At 62.9% G+C, this 19048-nt stretch carries 19 protein-coding genes, 1 tRNA gene and 2 pseudogenes; 10 read left to right on the forward strand and 12 right to left on the reverse strand.

Features of this window, described 5'->3' with window-relative positions:
• Positions 1-6 precede the first annotated feature (6 nt).
• The 7 genes and pseudogenes from ACXYMS_RS17295 to ACXYMS_RS17325 all read right to left on the reverse strand — a co-directional run bounded on the left by ACXYMS_RS17295 (position 7) and on the right by ACXYMS_RS17325 (position 4097).
• On the reverse strand, positions 7-573 hold the full coding sequence (locus tag ACXYMS_RS17295) for a GNAT family N-acetyltransferase (RefSeq protein ID WP_458908088.1): 567 nt from the start codon (positions 571-573) through the stop codon (positions 7-9).
• Positions 570-1094, reverse strand: a complete 525-nt coding sequence (locus ACXYMS_RS17300) for a GNAT family N-acetyltransferase (protein WP_458908089.1) — start codon at positions 1092-1094, stop codon at positions 570-572. Before ACXYMS_RS17300 ends, ACXYMS_RS17295 begins: the two co-directional genes overlap by 4 nt.
• Positions 1085-1612, reverse strand: coding sequence for a GNAT family N-acetyltransferase (locus ACXYMS_RS17305; RefSeq protein ID WP_458908090.1), 528 nt, complete (start codon positions 1610-1612; stop codon positions 1085-1087). The genes ACXYMS_RS17300 and ACXYMS_RS17305 overlap by 10 nt, the downstream gene beginning before the upstream one ends.
• A complete protein-coding gene (locus tag ACXYMS_RS17310; RefSeq protein ID WP_458908091.1) occupies positions 1609-2148 on the reverse strand; it encodes a GNAT family N-acetyltransferase in 540 nt (179 codons plus the stop codon). Before ACXYMS_RS17310 ends, ACXYMS_RS17305 begins: the two co-directional genes overlap by 4 nt.
• Before the next feature lie 116 nt (positions 2149-2264).
• Positions 2265-2531, reverse strand: coding sequence for a 50S ribosomal protein L27 (rpmA, locus tag ACXYMS_RS17315; RefSeq protein WP_458908092.1), 267 nt, complete (start codon positions 2529-2531; stop codon positions 2265-2267).
• A 138-nt stretch (positions 2532-2669) separates the two neighbouring features.
• Positions 2670-3086, reverse strand: a pseudogene (gene rplU, locus ACXYMS_RS17320) (50S ribosomal protein L21); the annotation flags it as partial.
• Between the two features lie 237 nt (positions 3087-3323).
• Positions 3324-4097 (reverse strand): MBL fold metallo-hydrolase, encoded by a 774-nt coding sequence (locus ACXYMS_RS17325; protein WP_458908093.1) that lies wholly within the window; start codon positions 4095-4097, stop codon positions 3324-3326.
• A 221-nt stretch (positions 4098-4318) separates the two neighbouring features.
• Here ACXYMS_RS17325 and ACXYMS_RS17330 point away from each other — a divergent pair.
• The 5 genes from ACXYMS_RS17330 to panC all read left to right on the forward strand — a co-directional run bounded on the left by ACXYMS_RS17330 (position 4319) and on the right by panC (position 8062).
• Positions 4319-4408, forward strand: a tRNA-Ser gene (locus ACXYMS_RS17330).
• An 86-nt stretch (positions 4409-4494) separates the two neighbouring features.
• A complete protein-coding gene (locus tag ACXYMS_RS17335) occupies positions 4495-5061 on the forward strand; it encodes a pseudouridine synthase (protein ID WP_458908094.1) in 567 nt (188 codons plus the stop codon).
• A gap of 116 nt (positions 5062-5177) precedes the next feature.
• A complete protein-coding gene (gene panB / locus ACXYMS_RS17340) occupies positions 5178-5996 on the forward strand; it encodes a 3-methyl-2-oxobutanoate hydroxymethyltransferase (protein ID WP_458908095.1) in 819 nt (272 codons plus the stop codon).
• Positions 5997-5999: 3 nt separating this feature from the next.
• A complete protein-coding gene (gene coaBC, locus ACXYMS_RS17345; protein WP_458908096.1) occupies positions 6000-7211 on the forward strand; it encodes a bifunctional phosphopantothenoylcysteine decarboxylase/phosphopantothenate--cysteine ligase CoaBC in 1212 nt (403 codons plus the stop codon).
• A complete protein-coding gene (gene panC, locus ACXYMS_RS17350) occupies positions 7208-8062 on the forward strand; it encodes a pantoate--beta-alanine ligase (RefSeq protein WP_458908097.1) in 855 nt (284 codons plus the stop codon). The genes coaBC and panC overlap by 4 nt, the downstream gene beginning before the upstream one ends.
• Here the strand turns inward: panC and ACXYMS_RS17355 are convergent.
• A complete protein-coding gene (locus ACXYMS_RS17355) occupies positions 8042-8443 on the reverse strand; it encodes a YciI family protein (RefSeq protein WP_458908098.1) in 402 nt (133 codons plus the stop codon). The two genes, panC and ACXYMS_RS17355, sit on opposite strands and share 21 nt — an antisense overlap.
• A 45-nt stretch (positions 8444-8488) precedes the next feature.
• Positions 8489-9379, reverse strand: coding sequence for an EamA family transporter (locus ACXYMS_RS17360; RefSeq protein ID WP_458908099.1), 891 nt, complete (start codon positions 9377-9379; stop codon positions 8489-8491).
• A gap of 396 nt (positions 9380-9775) precedes the next feature.
• On the opposite strand from ACXYMS_RS17360, the gene ACXYMS_RS17365 reads away from it, so the two are divergent.
• The 5 genes and pseudogenes from ACXYMS_RS17365 to ACXYMS_RS17385 all read left to right on the forward strand — a co-directional run bounded on the left by ACXYMS_RS17365 (position 9776) and on the right by ACXYMS_RS17385 (position 15862).
• On the forward strand, positions 9776-10837 hold the full coding sequence (locus ACXYMS_RS17365) for an aldo/keto reductase (protein ID WP_458908100.1): 1062 nt from the start codon (positions 9776-9778) through the stop codon (positions 10835-10837).
• On the forward strand, positions 10830-11513 hold the full coding sequence (locus ACXYMS_RS17370) for a fumarylacetoacetate hydrolase family protein (RefSeq protein WP_458908101.1): 684 nt from the start codon (positions 10830-10832) through the stop codon (positions 11511-11513). Before ACXYMS_RS17365 ends, ACXYMS_RS17370 begins: the two co-directional genes overlap by 8 nt.
• Positions 11513-12604, forward strand: coding sequence for an ATP-dependent DNA helicase (locus ACXYMS_RS17375; RefSeq protein WP_458908102.1), 1092 nt, complete (start codon positions 11513-11515; stop codon positions 12602-12604). Before ACXYMS_RS17370 ends, ACXYMS_RS17375 begins: the two co-directional genes overlap by 1 nt.
• A 235-nt stretch (positions 12605-12839) precedes the next feature.
• A pseudogene (locus tag ACXYMS_RS17380) lies at positions 12840-14714 on the forward strand (cation:proton antiporter domain-containing protein); the annotation flags it as partial.
• Positions 14715-15433: 719 nt separating this feature from the next.
• Positions 15434-15862, forward strand: coding sequence for an RrF2 family transcriptional regulator (locus ACXYMS_RS17385; protein ID WP_458908103.1), 429 nt, complete (start codon positions 15434-15436; stop codon positions 15860-15862).
• A gap of 327 nt (positions 15863-16189) precedes the next feature.
• Here ACXYMS_RS17385 and purU read toward each other — a convergent pair whose 3' ends face one another.
• The 3 genes from purU to ACXYMS_RS17400 form a co-directional block, all read right to left on the reverse strand.
• Positions 16190-17044: a formyltetrahydrofolate deformylase gene (gene purU / locus ACXYMS_RS17390; RefSeq protein WP_458908104.1), complete on the reverse strand. Its 855-nt coding sequence runs from the start codon at positions 17042-17044 to the stop codon at positions 16190-16192.
• 466 nt (positions 17045-17510) lie between these two features.
• Positions 17511-18014 carry a DUF1579 domain-containing protein gene (locus ACXYMS_RS17395; protein WP_458908105.1) on the reverse strand — a complete coding sequence of 168 codons (504 nt, stop codon included), beginning with the start codon at positions 18012-18014 and terminating at the stop codon, positions 17511-17513.
• A 227-nt stretch (positions 18015-18241) separates the two neighbouring features.
• Positions 18242-19048 carry an ABC transporter permease subunit gene (locus tag ACXYMS_RS17400; RefSeq protein ID WP_458908106.1) on the reverse strand — a complete coding sequence of 269 codons (807 nt, stop codon included), beginning with the start codon at positions 19046-19048 and terminating at the stop codon, positions 18242-18244.

Raw genomic sequence — 19048 nt, forward strand, 5'->3', positions numbered from 1 at the left:
CGGCGGCTAGTGCGCCGCGCTGCCGGCCCGCGCCATCGGCGGCCGACTGTTGTGGAAACGCTGTCGCGTCAACTTGGTGTCGATATGCTCCAGCTCGGCGCCACGCGCAAGGCAGAGCAGGGAAGAACGGCCAGTCTCGGTAAATCCCAACCGCCGCTGGATGGCCAGCGAGGCGGCGTTGAAATGAAAGACGCCGGAATAGATGGCGGGTGCATCGGTGGCGCCAAAGAACCAGTTTATGGCGGCCGTGGCCGCCTCGGTCATGATGCCGCGACCCCAATAGGGCTTGCCCAGCCAATAACCGATGATCGCATTGTCGCCCAGCGGCTGGTAGCCGATATGGCCCACATAGCCGGCCCCTGCAAGCTCGATGGAGAAATTGGCCTCGTGGGGGGACTGGTCGGCCTGCTGGGTCCGCAGCCAGGCTCGGGCATCGCTCAGGTGATAGGGAAAGGGTACGCGCGCCAAATTGCCGGCCACTTCCATGTCATTGAGAAAGCAGGCAATGGGCTCGGCATCGCCTATTTGCGGGGCGCGCAAAAGAAGCCGGGGGGTTGTCAGGGTCGGGATCACGCCTGCCACTCCATCACCAGCAGGGATTTGCCGCGATGCCGCTCGACCACACTGTGGGTTCGCTCAATAGTGACGAAGCCGCTTTTTTCCAGAACCCTGATCGATCCAGTATTGGCGGCAAGGACGCGGGCGCGGATAGGCCGCAACCCGATTGCGGATGCAGCGCCGAGCAGCGCGCTCACGGCTTCTGAAGCAAGGCCCTGCCTCCAATGCGCCTCGCCCAGCCAATAGCCCAGCTCAGCAGGCTTTTGCTCATCGAAGTAGACGCCCAAGACACCCACCAACCGGTCATCCTCGCGTCTCGCAAGCACATAGGAGCGCTTATCGGGATGATGCACGACGCGTTCGATAAAGCCGCGACCATGCTGCTCCAAGTAGGGGAAAGGCAGGCTTGCTGTGGGTTCGAGCACGCTCCAGTTGTTGGCCTTGGCGACAAGGGCGTCGAGATCGGATGTACGCGGGTGCCGCAGTACCAGCCTTTCAGTTTCGATCCGGTCGGGCAGGGCGTCTCTCAGGCGCATTCTCGGGTCTCCAGCGTCAGCCACTGGCTGCGCGTCAGTCTGGTTAGCACATGTTGCACATTGTGCTGCAAGGCCTGGGAAAAACGCATGTCGCGGCCGACCTGTTCAAAACCCAGCTTGGCCTTAACGCGCAGCGAAACCAGATTACCCTCCTGGGCGCTGGAATTGATTGCCTCGGCCGAACCACGCGAAAAGTGCCAGTCGACAAGGGCGCTGGCGGCTTCGGTGGCATAGCCACGGCCCCAGTGCGGCCGGGCTATCCAGAACCCCAGTTCATCGGCAAGGGCAATGCAGCCGATCAGGCCCCGCCCCGGGAGCTCGATGATGAACATGGCCTTGTCAGGCTCGTCGGCCGGTGCGAGGCGGAGCCAGTCATTGGCCATGGCGAGGGTAAATGGAAAGGGCAGCGGCGTCAGCCAGCGGGCAACGGCGAAGTCGCTGACCCCCAAGGCAAAGCGGGGTGCGTCGCCGGGCCGAGCCGGGCGGAGGATCAGGCGGGATGTCTCAAGCTCGGTCATCTCGATAAAACCTGCCGCATGAGGACCATGGTCCGGCCAGCCAGATTGGCATTCGCCTCGATCGCTTCGCCAACCTCGATAAATCCCGACTTGGTCAACACCTTGCGCGAGCCGGCATTGTCCGTGAGCGCGCGGGACCGTAAGGCGGTCGCGCCCGCCGCTCGGGCGGCCTCAACCAGCGCAATGGCCGCCTCGGTGGTGTAGCCATGGCCCCAATGCGGTTCGCCCAGCCAATAGCCAAGCTCGGGTGCCTCGCCATCGGCAAAATGCAGCCCGACGACCCCGAGGAATGTGTCCTCCTGGGTGATCGCCAGGCAGAATTCCTCGGCGCTGGGTACAATTTCGTTGATGAAGAATTCCGCGTCGCTCAACCCATAGGGAAAGGGGAGCCGCGCCATCCATTTGTGCACATTGGCATTGTTGGCGAGGGCGGCGATCGCGGGAGCATGGGCCATGGTCGGGGTGGTCAGCACCAGGCGCGCGGTGCGGATCGTGGTCGGCAGGCGGTCCTTGAGGGGAGTGGCGACGATGGTCATGGCTATGCTCCAGAAACGAAAAGGGGAACCGGCTGACCGGTTCCCCTTGATTTGTCGTGTCTGTCGCCAAACGCGCCGGGGAACTGGTCTCCGGCGGGTCTATCAGGCCTGCCGGGTTATTCGGCGGCCTCTGCCGGGAGGACAGAAACGTGTACTTTGGAGTTCGCACGGGTGCGATACGCCACAGTGCCGTCGATCAGCGCAAAAATGGTGTGATCCTTGCCCAGGCCGACGCCGGTGCCCGGAGCCCACTTGGTGCCGCGCTGGCGGATGATGATGTTGCCGGCGATCACAGCTTCGCCGCCGAACTTCTTGACGCCGAGACGACGGCCAGCGGTATCACGACCGTTGCGGGATGAACCGCCTGCTTTCTTATGTGCCATGGTCTAAGCTCCTTATTCCTTGTCGGCCTTGGTTGCGGCCTTCTTGGCCGGGGCCTTCTTCGCCGGCTTCTCAGCGGCGGTGTCTTCCTTGGCGGCAGCGGCCTTCTTGGTGGCCGGCTTCTTGGCGGGGGCTGCTGCGGCAGCTTCAGCCTTGGGAGCAGCCTTGGTCTCTGCCTTCTTGGCCGGGGCCTTTTCGGTCACTGCTTCGGTCTTTTCGGCCTTGGCAGCCGCCTTGATCGTCGGCTTGGCGCCACCGGTCAGGATTTCGGTGATGCGCACGGTGGTCAGCAACTGGCGATGGCCATTGCGGCGACGCGAATTGTGACGGCGGCGCTTCTTGAAGATGATGACGGTCTTCTGCTTACGGGTCTCGACCAGTTCAGCAGCAACCAGAGCACCTTCCACCAGCGGCGCGCCGATGGTGTCGCCAACCATGAGAACCTGGTCGAAGGTGACGATGTCACCGGCCTCGGCCTCGAGCTTTTCGATCTTGATGACGTCGTTGGCAGCAACTTTGTACTGCTTCCCGCCCGTCTTGATAACGGCGAAAGTCATAGTTCATGCCACGTGATTTTTTCACGCGGTCCCTTATCTGTCGCGCCCTGCGGCGCCGTGGATTCCATGCCGATCCACGGGCTTGCGAAGTGTGTGGGCCAAAAATTTCGGCCGGCAGCCTCGAGCAGCGTTTTCAAACAAAACCAGCGCACCGGACGGACCAGTGCGCAGATTGGTTGGGCTTATCGGAGGAAAGGCCTCAAGAGTCAAGCCATTTGGTCAGGCATTCCGCCCGTTTCAGCCCCCATTGGGATACCAGTTTCTGAGGCGCACCTCGGTGGCGCTGTCCACATCGGTTTCGAGCGGGCCCAGATCGCTATCACCGTAATGGTAGGGATAGATCACGGCTGGCTTGAAGGTGTTGATGGCCTCGACCGCCTGGGCGGGTGTCATCGTATAGGGCAGGTTCATGGGCAGGAAGGCGACGGCGATATCGGTGAGACCCAGCATGTCCTCGGTCGGTTCGGTGTCGCCGGCGATATAAACCTGCTTGTCTGCAAAAGTCAGGACATAGCCATTGCCGACCCCAACCGGATGGTAGCGCATCCGGTCTTCGGTGATGTTGTGGGCGGCGATGGCGCGGATGGGCAGGTCGATGATAGTGCCGCTCTCGCCATTTGCCAGCGCAGTGGCTCGGGCCTTCAGGCTCTCGGGCAGTTTGCCCAGGACATCGGCATTGACGATCAGCGGCGCATCTCCGGCAATGGCTTCGAGTGTCGGCACGTCGAAATGGTCGCCATGCCCATGGGTGATGAGAATGGCCGAAGGGGCGGGCAGCGCGGCGTAACGCTCGGCCCCGCCCACGGGATCGACATAAATGGCCTTGCCATCCCATTCGAGCACGAGGCTAGCGTGATCCACCGGCTGGATAATCAGATCGCCTGCGCTGGTGGTGAGCGTATCGGCCACGGGTATCTCCTGAGCATGGACTTTGCTTGGTGTCAGAGTGGCGGCAAGGCTGGCAAAGGGCAAGCCAGCCAGGCCGGCAACGAGCGTACGGCGTGTAACCATGACGAAGTCTCCCATTCTGTCTTGATGACAGGGAGCTTAACGCCTTGAATGGGGCCTGGATCAGGCTGCACACGATTGTGACAGGCTCGGCGATCCACCCTGCTGGCCTCGGTTTTACGTGCCCGCGGACGCACAAGGGGTGTTGCAGGCGCGATTGGGCTATGTCATAAGCCGCCCCGTATCGACCAGCCGCGCCTCTGCTTGGGGCGTTTCGATCTCGCGGAGAGATGGCAGAGCGGTTGAATGCACCGCACTCGAAATGCGGCATAGGGGCAACTCTATCGGGGGTTCGAATCCCTCTCTCTCCGCCAGCTTCCTTCGCGGATATTGACAAGGTGCGCTTTGGTGGCCATGCCCAGCCCCTGATTGTGCATATGCCGTGATGGATCCAGTTTCGATGGCCCGTCTTGTCCTTCTCAACAAGCCCTTCGGAGTCTTGTCGCAATTTACCGGCGGCGGGCCGGGCGAGACGCTTGCCGATCTTGTCGAAATACCCGGCGTCTATCCGGCCGGTCGGTTGGACAAGGATAGCGAAGGCCTGTTGCTGCTGACAGATGACGGGGTCTTGCAGGCGCAGATTTCCTCGCCTCGCTACAACAAGGCCAAAACCTATCTGGTGCAGGTCGAGGGCATCCCCAGCGACGACGCGTTGGCGCAATTGCGGGCGGGTGTGACGCTCAAGGACGGGCCGACGCGGCCGGCGCGGGTTTCCCGCATTGATCCGCCGATTTTGTGGGAGCGCGATCCGCCGGTGCGGTTTCGCAAGAGCGTCCCCGATTGCTGGATTTCGATCACCATTACCGAGGGACGGAACCGGCAGGTGCGGCGGATGACGGCGTCCATCGGCCATCCGACGCTGCGGCTGGTGCGCTGGCAGGTGGGCGACTGGACGCTTGAGGGCATCGCGCCGGGCACATGGCGCGAGGTTCCAGTGGGGCCGTTGCGCCGCGGCCCGGGTCACTAGAGGCTGCTCGCCAAGCGCATAGCACCAATGAAGGGCTGGCGCCGGGCGGTCGTTTGCCCTATCTCCCCCGGAAATGGGCGGGCCATGTTGGACCCGGCCGGGTTGGAGGACTGAATTTGTCGACCCAAACCCCTCTCAAGCGCCTGACCACGCGAGATATTGCCGCCATGCGACGGCGTGGCGAGGCCGTGGCTATGCTCACCGCCTATGACGCCACCATGGCGGCGCTGGTCGAAATGGCCGGTGTCGACATCATCCTGGTGGGCGATAGCCTGGGCAATGTGGTGCTCGGGCACGAGACGACGCTGCCGGTGATGCTGGACGACATGATCCGCCATGCGGCGGCGGTCAAGCGCGGCTCGTCGCGGGCGCTGCTGGTCTGCGACATGCCGTTCGGATCGGTCACCGATCCCGATATAGCGCTCCGCAATGCGGTGCGGGTGATGAAGGAAACCGGGGTCGAGGCGGTCAAGCTGGAGGGTGGCCTGGCCATGGTGCCGACTGTGGAGCGGCTGGTGGCCCATGGCATTGCAGTGGTCGCGCATATTGGCCTGACGCCGCAGCATGTGCACCAGATGGGCGGCTATTACATGCATGGCAAGGACGAGGCCTCGGCCGAGCGCTTGCGGGCTGAAGCCAGGGCGCTCGAAACTGCCGGGGCCTTTGCCATCGTGCTCGAATGCGTCACCCCGGCGCTGGCTGCCGAGATCACGCATATGCTGACCATTCCCACCATCGGCATCGGCTCGGGCAAGGATTGTGCGGGGCAGGTGCTGGTGGTCAATGACCTGATCGGGCTCAATACCAGCCCGCCGCCCAGCTTTGCCAAGCCGCGGGCCGACGTGGCCTCGGTCATCAAGGCGGCGGTTGGTGAATATGTCAGCGAAACCAAGGCATTGCGCGGTCCCATTCCGCTGCCGCGCCGGGCGGACTGAGCCATGTCCAATATCCTTATCGCCATTTCCGGATCGATCTCTGCCTATAAAATTGCTGATGTGGTGTCCGAACTGAGCAAAGCCGGGCATCAGGTGCAGTGCCTTCTTACCAAGAGTGCCACCGAGTTCGTGAGCCCGCTGGTGCTGGAGACCTTGAGCGGGCGGAAGGCGCGGTCGGAGTTGTTCGGGTCGGATGTTTCGGGCACCGAGCATATCGATTTTGCGCGGTGGGCGGAGGTGATGGTTTTTGCGCCGGCGAGCGCTAACATGTTGGCGCGGCTGGCTTTAGGGTTGGCGGATGACCTGCCGAGCACCGTGGCGCTGGCGAGCGAAGCGCCGATCCTGATTGCCCCGGCGATGAATACCGTCATGTGGGAAAAACCCGTTGTGCAACAACACCTCGCGACGCTGGTGGAGCGTGGCGCGACGGTAATCGAGCCGGCTTCGGGGCTCCTGGCCTGTGGCGAAGTGGGGATGGGAAAGCTGGCGCCGGTGGCCGATATCGTGGCTGCAATCGAAGCCGCGATCCCTCCGAACCGGGTCCTGGACCTCGTTCATGAACGAATTCTGATCACGGCGGGGCCGACGACGACGGCGATCGATGCGGTGCGCTATATCACCAATCATTCGACCGGGCGGATGGGCGCGGCCATGGCCGAGGAAGCGCTCAGGCGCGGGGCGGTGGTGGACTATGTGCTTGGCGTGGACAAGGGCGTCGTGCGGCCCGTGCCGCCACGCGGGACGGAAGGCCATTTGCATCTGGTCGAAGTGCGGACCGCCGAGGAGATGGCGGCGGCTTCATTGGAGCGGTTGCCGAACGCGACCGGCGTCGTGGCGACGGCGGCGGTGATGGATTATTCGGTGGCTGCGCCATCGGCCAGCAAGCTCAAGCGAGCGTCGGATGCCATTGCGTTGGACCTGATGCCTTCCACCGATGTGCTGGGCAGCCTGAAGCAGGCGGCGAGCGGGCAGTGGTTCCTCGGCTTTGCCGCCGAGACCGACAATGTCGAGGCCCATGGGCAGGGCAAGCTCGAAGCCAAGGGGCTCGATTTTCTCTTTGCCAATAAAGTCAGCAAGCTTGGCGCAGCCGGTCAGACCGGCTTTGCCGTGGGCACCAATGCGGGCGTGCTGCTGAGCGCCAAGGGCGGGCGCCATGAACTGGTGCTGGGCAGCAAGGCCGATATCGCCCGGCAGATCTGGGACTTGATTGCATGACGCTGATCCTGCGGGACAAGGAGAGTCTCAGGGCCTGGCGCGGCAAGCTGACCGAGGGCACGCGCCTCGGCTTCGTGCCGACAATGGGGGCGCTGCATGAGGGGCATATGAGCCTTGTGGCGCAGGCGCGAAGTGCGGCGGACGTGGTCCTTGTCTCGATCTTCGTCAATCCGCTGCAATTCGGTCCGAACGAGGATTTGAGCCGTTATCCGCGTCCCATCGAGGCTGATATCGCCAAACTGGAGGCGGCGGGGGTCGATGCGCTGTTCCTGCCAAGTGTCGAGGACATGTATCCCACCGGCGCCTCGACGCTGGTGGAGGAGAATAGGGTTTCCGGGCCGCTTTGCGGCGCCATGCGGCCGGGGCACTTCCGCGGCGTGACCACGGTGGTGCTGAAGCTCTTCAACCTGGTGCAGCCGCATGTGGCCGTGTTCGGGCAGAAGGATGCGCAGCAATGCGCCGTCATCGAGCGCATGGTGCGCGACCTCGACGTACCGGTGGAGATTTTGCGCGGCGCCATCGTGCGGGAAGCCGATGGCTTGGCGCTGAGTTCGCGCAATGTCTATCTCTCGCCCGAGGACCGGGCGGCGGCGCCGCTACTTCACCAGAGCCTCAAGGCGGTGGAAGCGGCCTATCAAGCCGGGGAGCATGATGCGGAAAAGCTCGGTGTCATCGGCATGGCGGTGCTGGCGCAGTCTGAGCGGATCAAGGTGCAATATTTCGAGGTGCGGGATCCCGAGAGCCTGGGCGCCATTGCGATTGTTGGCGCGCGCGGGGCGCTGGTGGCTGTCGCCGCGCATCTGGGCGCGACGCGGCTGATCGACAATCTGCTACTCGGCAGCGACGTTTAGCAATTCAATGCTGTTCAGCTTGTTGTCACCAAAGTAGCGCATGGGCCGGATTTCGTAGGAGCCAAGGCCGGGATTGGCGATCGCGAGCTGCTTGGCGAAGTCGAGCGCTTCGTCCATGGTTTCGCAATCGGCGACATAGAAGCCCAGAAACTGTTCCTTGGTCTCGGCAAAGGGGCCGTCGAAGACGACCGGCTGACCATTGGATTTCTTGAGGGTCTTGGCCTCGTCGGTGTTCCACAGGCGGACCACAGGGCCGAGCTTGCCTTTGGCGCTCATGCCGGCCTGCACTTCACCCAGCCGCATCATGCAGGCTTCGTCCTCTTCCCGGGTCCAGGTGGCGACGGCGTCTTCGTCGTTGTAGCAAAGAATGGCATAGAGCATGGCGGAACCTCTTGCTGGGCTGGGCGGGACTATGCCCCCATCGGATCAGGATTCCAAGACCTCGGGCGGCGGCACGCGGCGGGCAATGGTGAGGGTCGCGCCAATAGAGGCGGTCACGATGGCGGCCATGCCGGCGAGTTGAACCAGAGTCAGCGTCTCGCCCAGGATGACGAGGCCCGAAAGCGCGGCCAGGGCCGGCTGCCCGCTCATCAGGATGCCGAAGAGGCGCGAGGGGATATGGGGCAGAGCCACCATGTCGAGCGCATAGGGAATGGCGCTGGAGAGCAGCGCCACGGCGAGGCCCAGCATCAGGATATAAGGATCGAGCAGGGCCGGGCCGGCGGTCGCGGCGCCAAAGGGCAGGGCGATGATCGCGGCCGTGCCGACGCCGAGCGCGGCAATATGAGGCCCCCCGGCTCCATCTTCTCCTGACTGCCCGGCGCGCTGGCCGAAAATTATATAGCCGGCCCAGCAGGCGCCGGCGCAGAGGGCGAGGACCACGCCGATGGGCGAAATGTCGCCCTGGGTCTGGGTCCAGGGCAGCAGCAGAGTGAAGCCGGCAAGGGCGAGGACAATCCAGAAGAAATCGAGCGGCTTGCGGGCGCCAAAGAGGGCGACGGCGAGCGGCCCGGTGAATTCGAGCGCCACGGCAATGCCGAGGGGGATGTGTTCGAGGGCGGCGTAGAAGAAGAGGTTCATCGCCCCCATGGCGGTGCCGTAGAGCAGCACGGAACGCCATTGCCTGGTATTTAGCCGCCGACGCCAAGGGCGGAAGACGAGAATAAGGACGAGGGCGGCCAGCGTCAGCCTGAGGGCCGTGGCGCCCCCGGCGCCGACCAGTGGGAACAGCAGCTTGGCAAAGCTGGCGCCGGTCTGGGTGAAGACCATGCCCAGGGTGACGAGGAGGACAGGGAGGAGGATGGAGTTTGGCCGCACGGGAACGGGCTTTCGGAATTGCTGCCTCGGCTCTAGCAGAGATTGGCTACATCGTCAGGTAGTCCTGCGCCGTTTGTGGCGCAACTTTCCCCCCACCCTACCTTCGCTAGCGCCTGATCGGCGCTGCCGCGCTACCCTCTCCTCAAGAGGTGGTGGGCGCCGGTGTATGCCTGGAGTGCCTGAACAAATCACTGGTCCGTCCTCGGGCGTGACCCGAGGACCTGAGGCATCAAAAGGGGCAGTTGTGTTTGGCGTGAGTGGCCCTCGGGTGGAGCCCGAGGGCGGTTCGGTGGTAGGGGGTAGTTTGGTGTGCAGCGCAAACTTCGCTGGCATGAAGATTGACCCGACTCCCTGCCCCCTTTAGTCCTTGGCGTACTGGAACAAAGGAGGAATATCATGGAATATCGTTATCTCGGTCGGTCGGGGCTGAAAGTCTCGGTGTTGACCATGGGGACCATGACCTTTGGCGGCAATGAGCGTATCGGCAATACCAGCCCGGCGGATGCTGCGCGGCAGGTGGATATGTGCCTCGACGCGGGGATCAATCTCTACGACACGGCCAATGTCTATAATGCCGGAGTGTCCGAGGAAATCCTGGGCGGGATTCTTGCCGAGAACGGGCGCCGGCAGAAGGCGCTGGTGGCCACCAAGGTGCGGTTCAAGATGGGCGAGGGGCCCAATGAGACCGGGCTCTCGCGCCACCACATCATCGATCAGTGCAAGGCGAGTCTCAAACGCCTCAAGACCGATGTGATCGATCTCTACCAGGTGCATGAATGGGACGGCATGACGCCCATTGAGGAAACGATGGAGGCGCTCGACATTCTCGTGCGCCACGGGCATGTGCGCTATATCGGCTGCTCGAACTATTCGGGCTGGCATATCATGAAGGCGCTGATGGCGGCCGACCGGCGGCAGGGCGAGCGCTTCGTGTCCCAGCAGATCCATTATTCGCTGCATAGCCGCGACGCCGAATATGAGCTGGTGCCGATCAGCCAGGACCAGGGCCTGGGCATTCTGATCTGGTCGCCGTTGGCGGGCGGACTGCTGTCCGGAAAATATCGCCGCGACAGCGGGCCGGAGAGCGGACGCCATGTCGGCGGGTTCCGGGAGCCGCCGGTTTATGACGAGGACAAGCTCTATGACACGATTGATGAGATCGTCGCCATTGCCGAGGCGCGCGGGGTTTCGGGCGCACAGGTGGCGCTGAGCTGGCTGCTGGGGCGACCTGGCGTCACTTCGGTGATCATCGGCGGGCGCAATGAGACCCAGTTCGCCGACAATATCGCTGCCGCCGATTTCAGCCTCAGCGACGCGGAGCGGGCAAAGCTCGACGCGGTCAGCCGGCCGCCGCTGCTCTATCCCTATTGGCACCAGTCGTTCTCGGCCCAGGACCGGTTGAGCCGGATCGACATGGACCTGATCGGGCCCTATGCCGAGGAGTTCACGCGTGGCTGACCTGGTGTTTCCGGCGCCCGCGCCGGTGCTTGTTCCCGTGGCCGGCGGGGGCTTATTTCCGGTGCGCCGCATCTATTGCGTGGGGCGCAATTACGCCGAGCATGCCCGCGAAATGGGCCATGACGAGCGTGAGCCGCCGTTCTTCTTCGCCAAGCCCGCCGATGCGGTGGTGATCGAGGGCGGTTCAATCGGCTATCCGCCGCAGACGGAGGATCTGCATCACGAGATTGAACTGGTGGTGGCCATCGGCAAGGATGGCACGGGGATTGGCGAGCATGAGGCGCTAAGCCACGTCTTCGGCTATGCCGCCGGGCTCGACATGACGCGGCGCGACCTGCAGGCGATTGCCAAGAAGGGCGGCCGCCCGTGGACCATGGCCAAGGGGTTCGACCAGTCGGCGCCCATGGGCACCATCGCCCCGGTCAGTGTCATCGGTCATCCAGATCGCGGTGCGATCAGTCTTTCGGTCAACGGTGCTGAACGGCAGCGCGGGGATCTCGCCGACCAGATCTGGAGCGTGAGCGAAACCATTGCCTTTCTCAGCCGGCTGGTGACCCTGAGGGCCGGTGACCTGATCATGACCGGAACGCCGGCCGGGGTCAGCGCCGTGCGGCGGCGCGATGTGCTGGAAGGCGCAATCGAGGGTGTGGGAAGCGTGTCGACGGTGATCGGCTGATGGCGCCGGTCTGGTCGAGCCAGCAGGACGCGGCGCTGGTCGCGGTTTCGCAATGGCTCAAGGACAAGAGCGGGCCGCAGGTGTTTCGCCTGTTCGGCTGGGCCGGGACCGGGAAATCGACGCTGGCGGTGCATCTGGCGCAGGATGTGCGCTCAGTGAAATATGCAGCCTTCACCGGCAAGGCGGCGCTGGTGATGCGCAAGCGCGGCTGCAAGGGCGCCCAGACCATCCATAGCCTGATCTATACGCTCGTCTCCGAGAAGGAAGGCGAGCCGCGCTTCGTGCTCGACCCGGAAAGCCCGGCGGCCGATGCCGATCTGATCGTCATCGACGAGGTGTCGATGGTGGACGAGATGCTGGGCAAGGACCTCTTGAGTTTCGGGGTGAAGGTGCTGGTGCTGGGCGATCCGTTCCAGCTGCCGCCGGTGCAGGGGGCGGGGTTCTTCATTGCGGAAGAGCCCGACATCATGCTGACCGAAATCCATCGCCAGGCGGCGGATAATCCGATCATCCAGCTGTCGATGGCGGTTCGCGAGGGCGGGTATCTTGAGCATGGCCGTTATGGGGAGAGCCTCGTGGTCGGGCGCGACAAGGTGGATCGCGACGCTGTGCTGGAAGCCGACCAGGTGCTGGTGGGGCGCAACAAGACGCGGCTGACCTATAATGACCGCTTGCGCGAATTGAAGGGCCTGCCCTTCCACGAGCCGGTGGTGGGCGACCGCATGGTGTGTTTGCGGAATAATCCGCGCAAGCGCCTGCTCAACGGACAGATTTGGATCGTCACCGACACGACGCGGCGGTCAAACGGCAAGTGGAGCCTCTTGCTGGCCGACGATGAGGGCAAGGGCGAGGCGCGCGTGCTCACGCACAAGGCCTTCTTTTCGGGCGAGGAGGACGCCATGAGCTGGCCGGAACGGCGGCAGTTCGACGAGTTCACCTTCGGCTATTGCCTCACCGTCCACAAGGCGCAGGGCAGCCAGTGGGACAGCGTCTATCTCTTCGACGAGAGCTTCGTGTTCCGCGAGGAGCGGGCGCGCTGGCTTTATACGGGGATCACGCGGGCGGCGGAGAAGATAACGATTGTGAGCTGAGGGAGATGCGCATGGTGAATGAATGGCTCGGGTGGAGCCGTGAGCGCTATGCTTGGATGGTGGTGCAAGGCTATAGCCGCGAAGGGTCAAAGTTCAGACATACTTGACCTCATTTATAGGGATAGCGCGCGAGTGCGCCGAATGGCGGAGATGCCGGACGGAATCGGCTCTTGCGTGGCCGGGGGAAAATACCCCATTCTTTCGATAGACTTACCCCAGATGGCCGGAGGCGCGGATGCACCATGACACCCCCCTGATCTCAACGATCGTTGCGGGTCTGGTGCTGGCCTATATTTTCGGCATGGTCGCCAATCGTCTGCGCATGCCGCCGCTGGTGGGGTACCTGTTCGCCGGCATTATCGTAGGGCCCTATACGCCGGGCTTCATCGCCGACCAGGCGCTGGGGGCTGAACTGGCCGAACTGGGGGTGATCCTCCTGATGTTCGGGGTGGGGCTGCATTTTTCTTTGAAGGACCTGATGAGCGTGCGGGCGCTGGCCATCCCGGGCGCCGTGGCGCAGATGGGCTTTGCGACGCTCTTGGGTGCGGGCCTGGGGCTGATGCTGGGTTGGGACCTGTTCGGATCGATCCTGTTCGGGCTGGCGCTGTCGGTGGCCTCGACCGTGGTGTTGCTCAAGGCGCTGCAGGACCGGCGGCTGATCGAGAGCGAGCGCGGGCGCATTGCGGTGGGCTGGCTGATCGTGGAAGACCTGGCCATGGTGCTGGCCCTGGTGCTGGTGCCGGCCATCGCCAGCATCAATGGCGGCGGTACGGGGGTGCACGATCCCTTTGTGTCCTTCGTGACGCGGCTTCTGGGCCTCAATATCGGCATTTGGGGCATTCTGGGCCTCACTGTGCTCAAGGTCGCGGCCTTTGTGGGGTTCATGCTGGTGGTGGGCCGGCGGGTCATCCCCTGGGCGCTGCACGCCACCGCCCATACCGGCAGTCGCGAACTGTTCCGGCTGGCGGTGCTGGCCATGGCGCTGGGGGTGGCGCTGGGCTCGTCGGTGTTGTTTGGCGTGTCGCTGGCGCTTGGTGCCTTCTTTGCGGGCATGATCCTCAGCGAAAGTGAGCTGTCCCATCGTGCCGCGCAGGAGACACTGCCGCTGCGCGATGCCTTTGCGGTGCTGTTCTTTGTCTCGGTGGGCATGCTGTTCGACCCCACCATCATCGTCACCCAGCCGCTGCTGGTGCTGGCCACGGTGTTCATCATCGTCATCGGCAAGTCGTTGGCGGCGTTCTGGATCGTGGTGCTGTTCAAGCGACCCGTTTCAACAGCGCTGACCATTTCGGCCTCGCTGGCGCAGATCGGCGAATTCTCCTTCATCCTGGCCAGCATGGGCGTTGCGCTGGCGGTGATGCCGCCCGAGGGGCAGGACCTGATCCTGGCGGGCGCGCTGATTTCCATCGTACTCAATCCGGTAGTGTTCTTCGTGCTCGACCTGGTCAAACCGCGACTCGAAGCCAAGGTCGCGGCGCGCCGGGGAGATGCTGCCGAACTTGCCAGCGCCGCACGAATGGAGCCCTCAAGGGCAGCCGTTGGCCCAGCAACAACCGACATCCCCAGTGAGGGTGCGGTCGATCGCGGCGCCCATGGGGCCGATGACGATACCGGCGAGCCCTCGCACCAGACCGGGCATACCGTGCTCGTCGGCTATGGCCAGGTCGGGCGGATCGTGGCTGCCGGCATCAAGGCGGATGGCGGTGGCCTCGTGGTCATCGAGGATTCCGACCATGACGTGGCTGCGGCGCGGGCCGAGGGCTTTGAGGTCGTGTTCGGCAATGCCGCCAGCCAAGACGTTCTCAAGCTCGCCAATCTTGGCGCGGCCAAGGCTTTGCTGGTGGCTATTTCCAATGGCTTCGAGGCTGGATCGGTCTGCGAGAGTGGGCGCAAGCTCAATCCGGGTATCGCCATCATTTCGCGCGCCTATTCGGAGGAGGAAGAGAGTTTCCTCCGCAATCTGGGTGCGACCACGGTCATTCGTGGCGAACAGGAAATCGGCAAGGGCATATTGGCGTATTTGCGCAGCGATGCCGGCAAGGACCGGACAGGGGTCGCCATGCCTGGCGAGCCGAAACTGCCGACTGCGGAAAACATTCTCGCCACTGCGGCCATGGGAGCGGCACTGACCGAGGCGGCGCTGAACGAGCCGGAGCCGGACATTGCGGCAGACGGGGTGTCTGAATTGGAGGCGCCACTCGACCAGTCGGAGCCCGACAGTGTGGTGGACGAGGCGTCACAACCCGAGGCAAAGGACGCCATTGCCGTCGTCGAGACTGTCACCCCGGAAACGCCGGAGACACATGCGGGCACTGAAACTGTCGACGTAATCGAAGTGCCGCCGGCGACGGAGACGAACATAAGCGAGCCGGAGCTGGAAAACGAGGCGAATGACGCTGATGTTGAAGGGCCGGAGGCTGAGACCAAGGACGAGATCGCCGTGGTCGAGGCGGTCACTCCGGAGGCGCCGGAGGCTGTCGTGGCCGGGGAAACTGCCCACGTGATCGAGGTGCCGCCGGCGACAGTCGAGCCCCTGGCATCGACGCCATCCATTGGTGAAGCGCCAGCGGACATAGACGAGATCGTCAAAGTACCGGCAATTACCGATGCGCCTGAAACGGCGCCGGAAGGGGCCGAAGATGCGGCCGATGACGATGCGGCCGATGACGAGGGTGACGATAGCAAGGCCGATGAGGACGAGGGAAAAGTGGTGCCACCGGTGGAGCCGGAGCCAAAAACCTAATTCCGTGTTTGTCGCGTTTCCGAATCGCAAAACCGTTGCCACTTTTGCTGGAAGCGCTCTGGGGCGATCAACGCCGGGGGGAATGAATGATTTCGCAGAAGGCAAAATATGCCTTGCGGGCACTGGTGTCGCTGGCCCGGGCCGGGCGCGGCCAGAGCCGAATGATTGGGGAAATTTCCAGGGATCAGGCGATCCCCAAGAAGTTCCTCGAACAGATCCTGCTCGAACTCAAGCGCGCTGGCATGGTCAATTCGCGGCGCGGCCGCATGGGTGGCTATGAACTGCTTCGGGCGCCCGAGGAGATCACCTATGGCGAAGTGCTGCGGCTGATCGACGGGCCCATTGCACCACTGCCCTGCCTTTCCAAAATCGCCTATCGCAAATGCGTCGACTGCCAGGACGAGGGGTCTTGCGAAATCCGGCACGTCTTCGAGCGGGTGACACTGGCGACGCGCGCGGTGCTGGACCAGACGAGTCTCGCGGATTCGCTCAATCTGGAAGAACTGCCGGTTTAGGCTCAGTCGCACACTGTTGCCTCACCCACGATCCTTCCTTCCCGCAGAAAGAAATGACGTGCAGACCTAATGGTATGCGCACCTTCAGGGGTCAGGAACCTCGACCCGACGCGCCTTTTTCCACCGGGAAGAATAGGTGCACCGTCAAACAAAAACCGTGCGTCCCAGCCCCGGAATGGGGGCTCCGCAGTCGTTGTGCATGGGCAGCCGTATCCGGAGGTAACAGGATTTATCTTGCCGCCAGCGCTCTGCGGGTAAAGCAGCACGTCCGCAAACAGGTCTGGTTCAAGCACGCCCATTTGTCTTGCTGCCTACGCAACCGGGTCCCTAGCCGAACACCACCGTCTTCTTGCCATTGAGCATGACCCGGCTCTCCAGGTGCAGCTTGACGGCGCGGGCGAGGACGCGGCTTTCGATGTCGCGGCCGGCGGCGACCAGGTCGTCGGGGCTCATGGCATGGGTGACGCGGGCGGTTTCCTGCTCGATGATCGGGCCTTCGTCGAGGTCGGGGGTCACATAATGGGCGGTGGCGCCGATGATCTTGACGCCGCGCTCATGGGCCTGGTGATAGGGCTTGGCGCCCTTGAAGCTGGGCAGGAACGAGTGGTGAATATTGATCACCTGGCCGAAAAGCCGGGTGGAGAGATTGTCGCTCAGCACCTGCATATAGCGGGCCAGCACGACAAGATCCGCGCCGCTCGACTTGACGATGCCCAACACCTGTTCTTCCTGTGCCGCCTTGGTGTCCTTGCTGACCGGCAGACAGTGGAAGGGGATGCCCGCATCCTCGGCGATCTTGCGTGCATCCTGATGGTTGGAGACCACCGCGGCGACTTCGGCTTCGAGCCAGCCGACGCGGATCTGGTAGAGCAGGTGCAAAAGCGTATGGTCGAATTTGGAGACCAGGATGACGATCCGTTTCCTGCGGCTTTCATCGCTGAGGGCGGTCTTCATGTCGAAGCGCTCGATGGGCGATTTCAGCGCCTTTTCGATCATGTCGCGTCTGACGCCTTCGGGCGCGGCAAAGGCCAGACGCATGAAGAAGCGGCCGGTTTCGCGGTCCCAGAACTGATTGCTCTCGGCAATATTGGCCTTGAGCGCCGCCAGTTCGGTGGTGACGGATGCCACGATGCCGGGGCGGTCGGTACAGGAAAGGGTGAGGACGAAATTGGCCGAGGACAAGGCTGCCTCCAAAGATAGGTTGGCAGCGGTATCAATGGCTTGGCGCCCGCCGTCAAGCCCGCGCGGCGCTCATGGTGAAAGACGGCGGAAACAGAAAAGGGCTGCCCTTTGCGGACAGCCCTTCCTGAGCTTGTCGGCCTCGAGGGCCAGGAGATGCGTGTTGTTAGCCGAGATCACTCCCAGTCAACACGCGAAAACCCAGACCTTCTTCGAGAGCCAAAACCTCATAAGACACTGGATCACCTCCTTTGCTTTGGTTGAACATGAGGCGAGCATGCGCCCGTTTGACGGGGCTGTAAAGTCACGAAAAAGGCAGGCGCGCTGGCGGTCGCTCTGATGGAAACTTCTGCAACTGACCCGTTTCGCTCATTGGTGGAAGATTGGATCACCATCTAAGGCGGTCATTCCCCCACTCAGGAATTCATTGGATCTTGGCTTCCGTGTGGTGGTCATCAACTCCCCAGAGCTAGATGACTTTGTTGGGACTGGGATCGAGCCGCGAGAAATCCATGGTCCAGTTCGTTTCCCACGTCACACCGTCGTCAATGGACATCGCCTGTTCCCAACGTGGTGTTGCAGAATCTGTTTCCAGCCAGAGAAAACGAGTAACGACGGGTTTGCCCTCTATCATCTCGTTCGCGAAGAAACTGCCAATCCCGTTGTGGAAACTGCCTGTTACCGGAACTTCGAGCCGATGCGGATCGGCAGAAGAAAGCCACCAGATCGCCCATGACTTTTGCTGGGGATTGTAGGATCGGAGTGCGATCGCACGGACCAGCCCAGTAGGAGTCTCAAGGAGATTGTCTTCCACATTGCCGTTGCCGCCTAGAACCAGACGGGTCTCCGAGACGCCGTTGAAAACATCCCACTCGTCGCATGCAACGAGGCGTGCACGCAATCGACGATGTTGAACGTGCCAGTTCCCAATCTCAAAATCAAAATCCGGAGAAATCGCGGAAATATTTTGCATCCAAGCACTCCAAGCAACGCCACGAACGGGCCAAATTGCACCTCGCCGCGAATACGACCATCCTATCTGCAGACGCCCGATTTTTGGCCGCTGAGAGGTGCCAACCGCGCTATCAGCACTTCCTGCCACAATACGTCAGTAGCAGGGCGAATTCTTCAACCGGCGAAGGTCAGCTTGCCCGCTCTACTGGCCACAAGCGGATAGGCCGCCACCCACCCCAACCCATGTCAGGCGCTCCGCTTCGGTTTACTCCGCAACTGGATGATGGTGGCGGCCAAGACGCCCAGGGCCACGATGCCGATGATGATGGTGGCCAGGGCATTGACGTCGGGCGAGACGCCGAGGCGGACCTTGGAGAAGATCACCATGGGCAGGGTCGAGGAGCCGGGGCCGGAGACGAAGCTGGCAATGACCAGATCGTCGAGGCTGAGGGTGAAGCCCAAGAGCCACCCCGAGACCAGCGCCGGGGCGATGATGGGCAGGGTGATGTCGAAGAAGGTGCGGACGGGCGAGGCACCCAGGTCCATGGCGGCTTCCTCGAGGCTCCGGTCGAAATCGGACAGGCGCGATTGCACGACGACGCAGACATAGGCGGTGCAGAAGGTGGCGTGGGCAATGACGATCGTGAGCATGCCGCGGCCCTGCGGCCAGCCGAGCATGGATTCCATGGCCACAAAGAGCAGCAGCAGCGAGAGGCCGGTGATGACATCGGGCATGACCAGTGGCGCCGAGACCATGCCGGAAAACAGCGTCCGGCCCCTGAAGCGCCGGAAGCGCACCAGCGCCACGGCGGCCAGTGTGCCCAGGACCAGGGCGATCGTGGCGCTGAGCGCCGCGATCTGCAGGCTCAGCCAGGCGGCGCCCAGCATTTGCGGGTCGTTGAGCAGTTCGCCATACCATTTGAGAGAAAAACCCGACCAGACAGTAACCAGCCGGTTCTCGTTGAACGAGAAAATGACCAGTGAAGCGATGGGCGCGTAGAGGAACGAGAAGCCCAGTGCCGCTGCGATGGGAAGAAACCAGCCCCGGCGCAT

It is taken from the genome of Devosia sp. CAU 1758, from assembly GCF_054482695.1.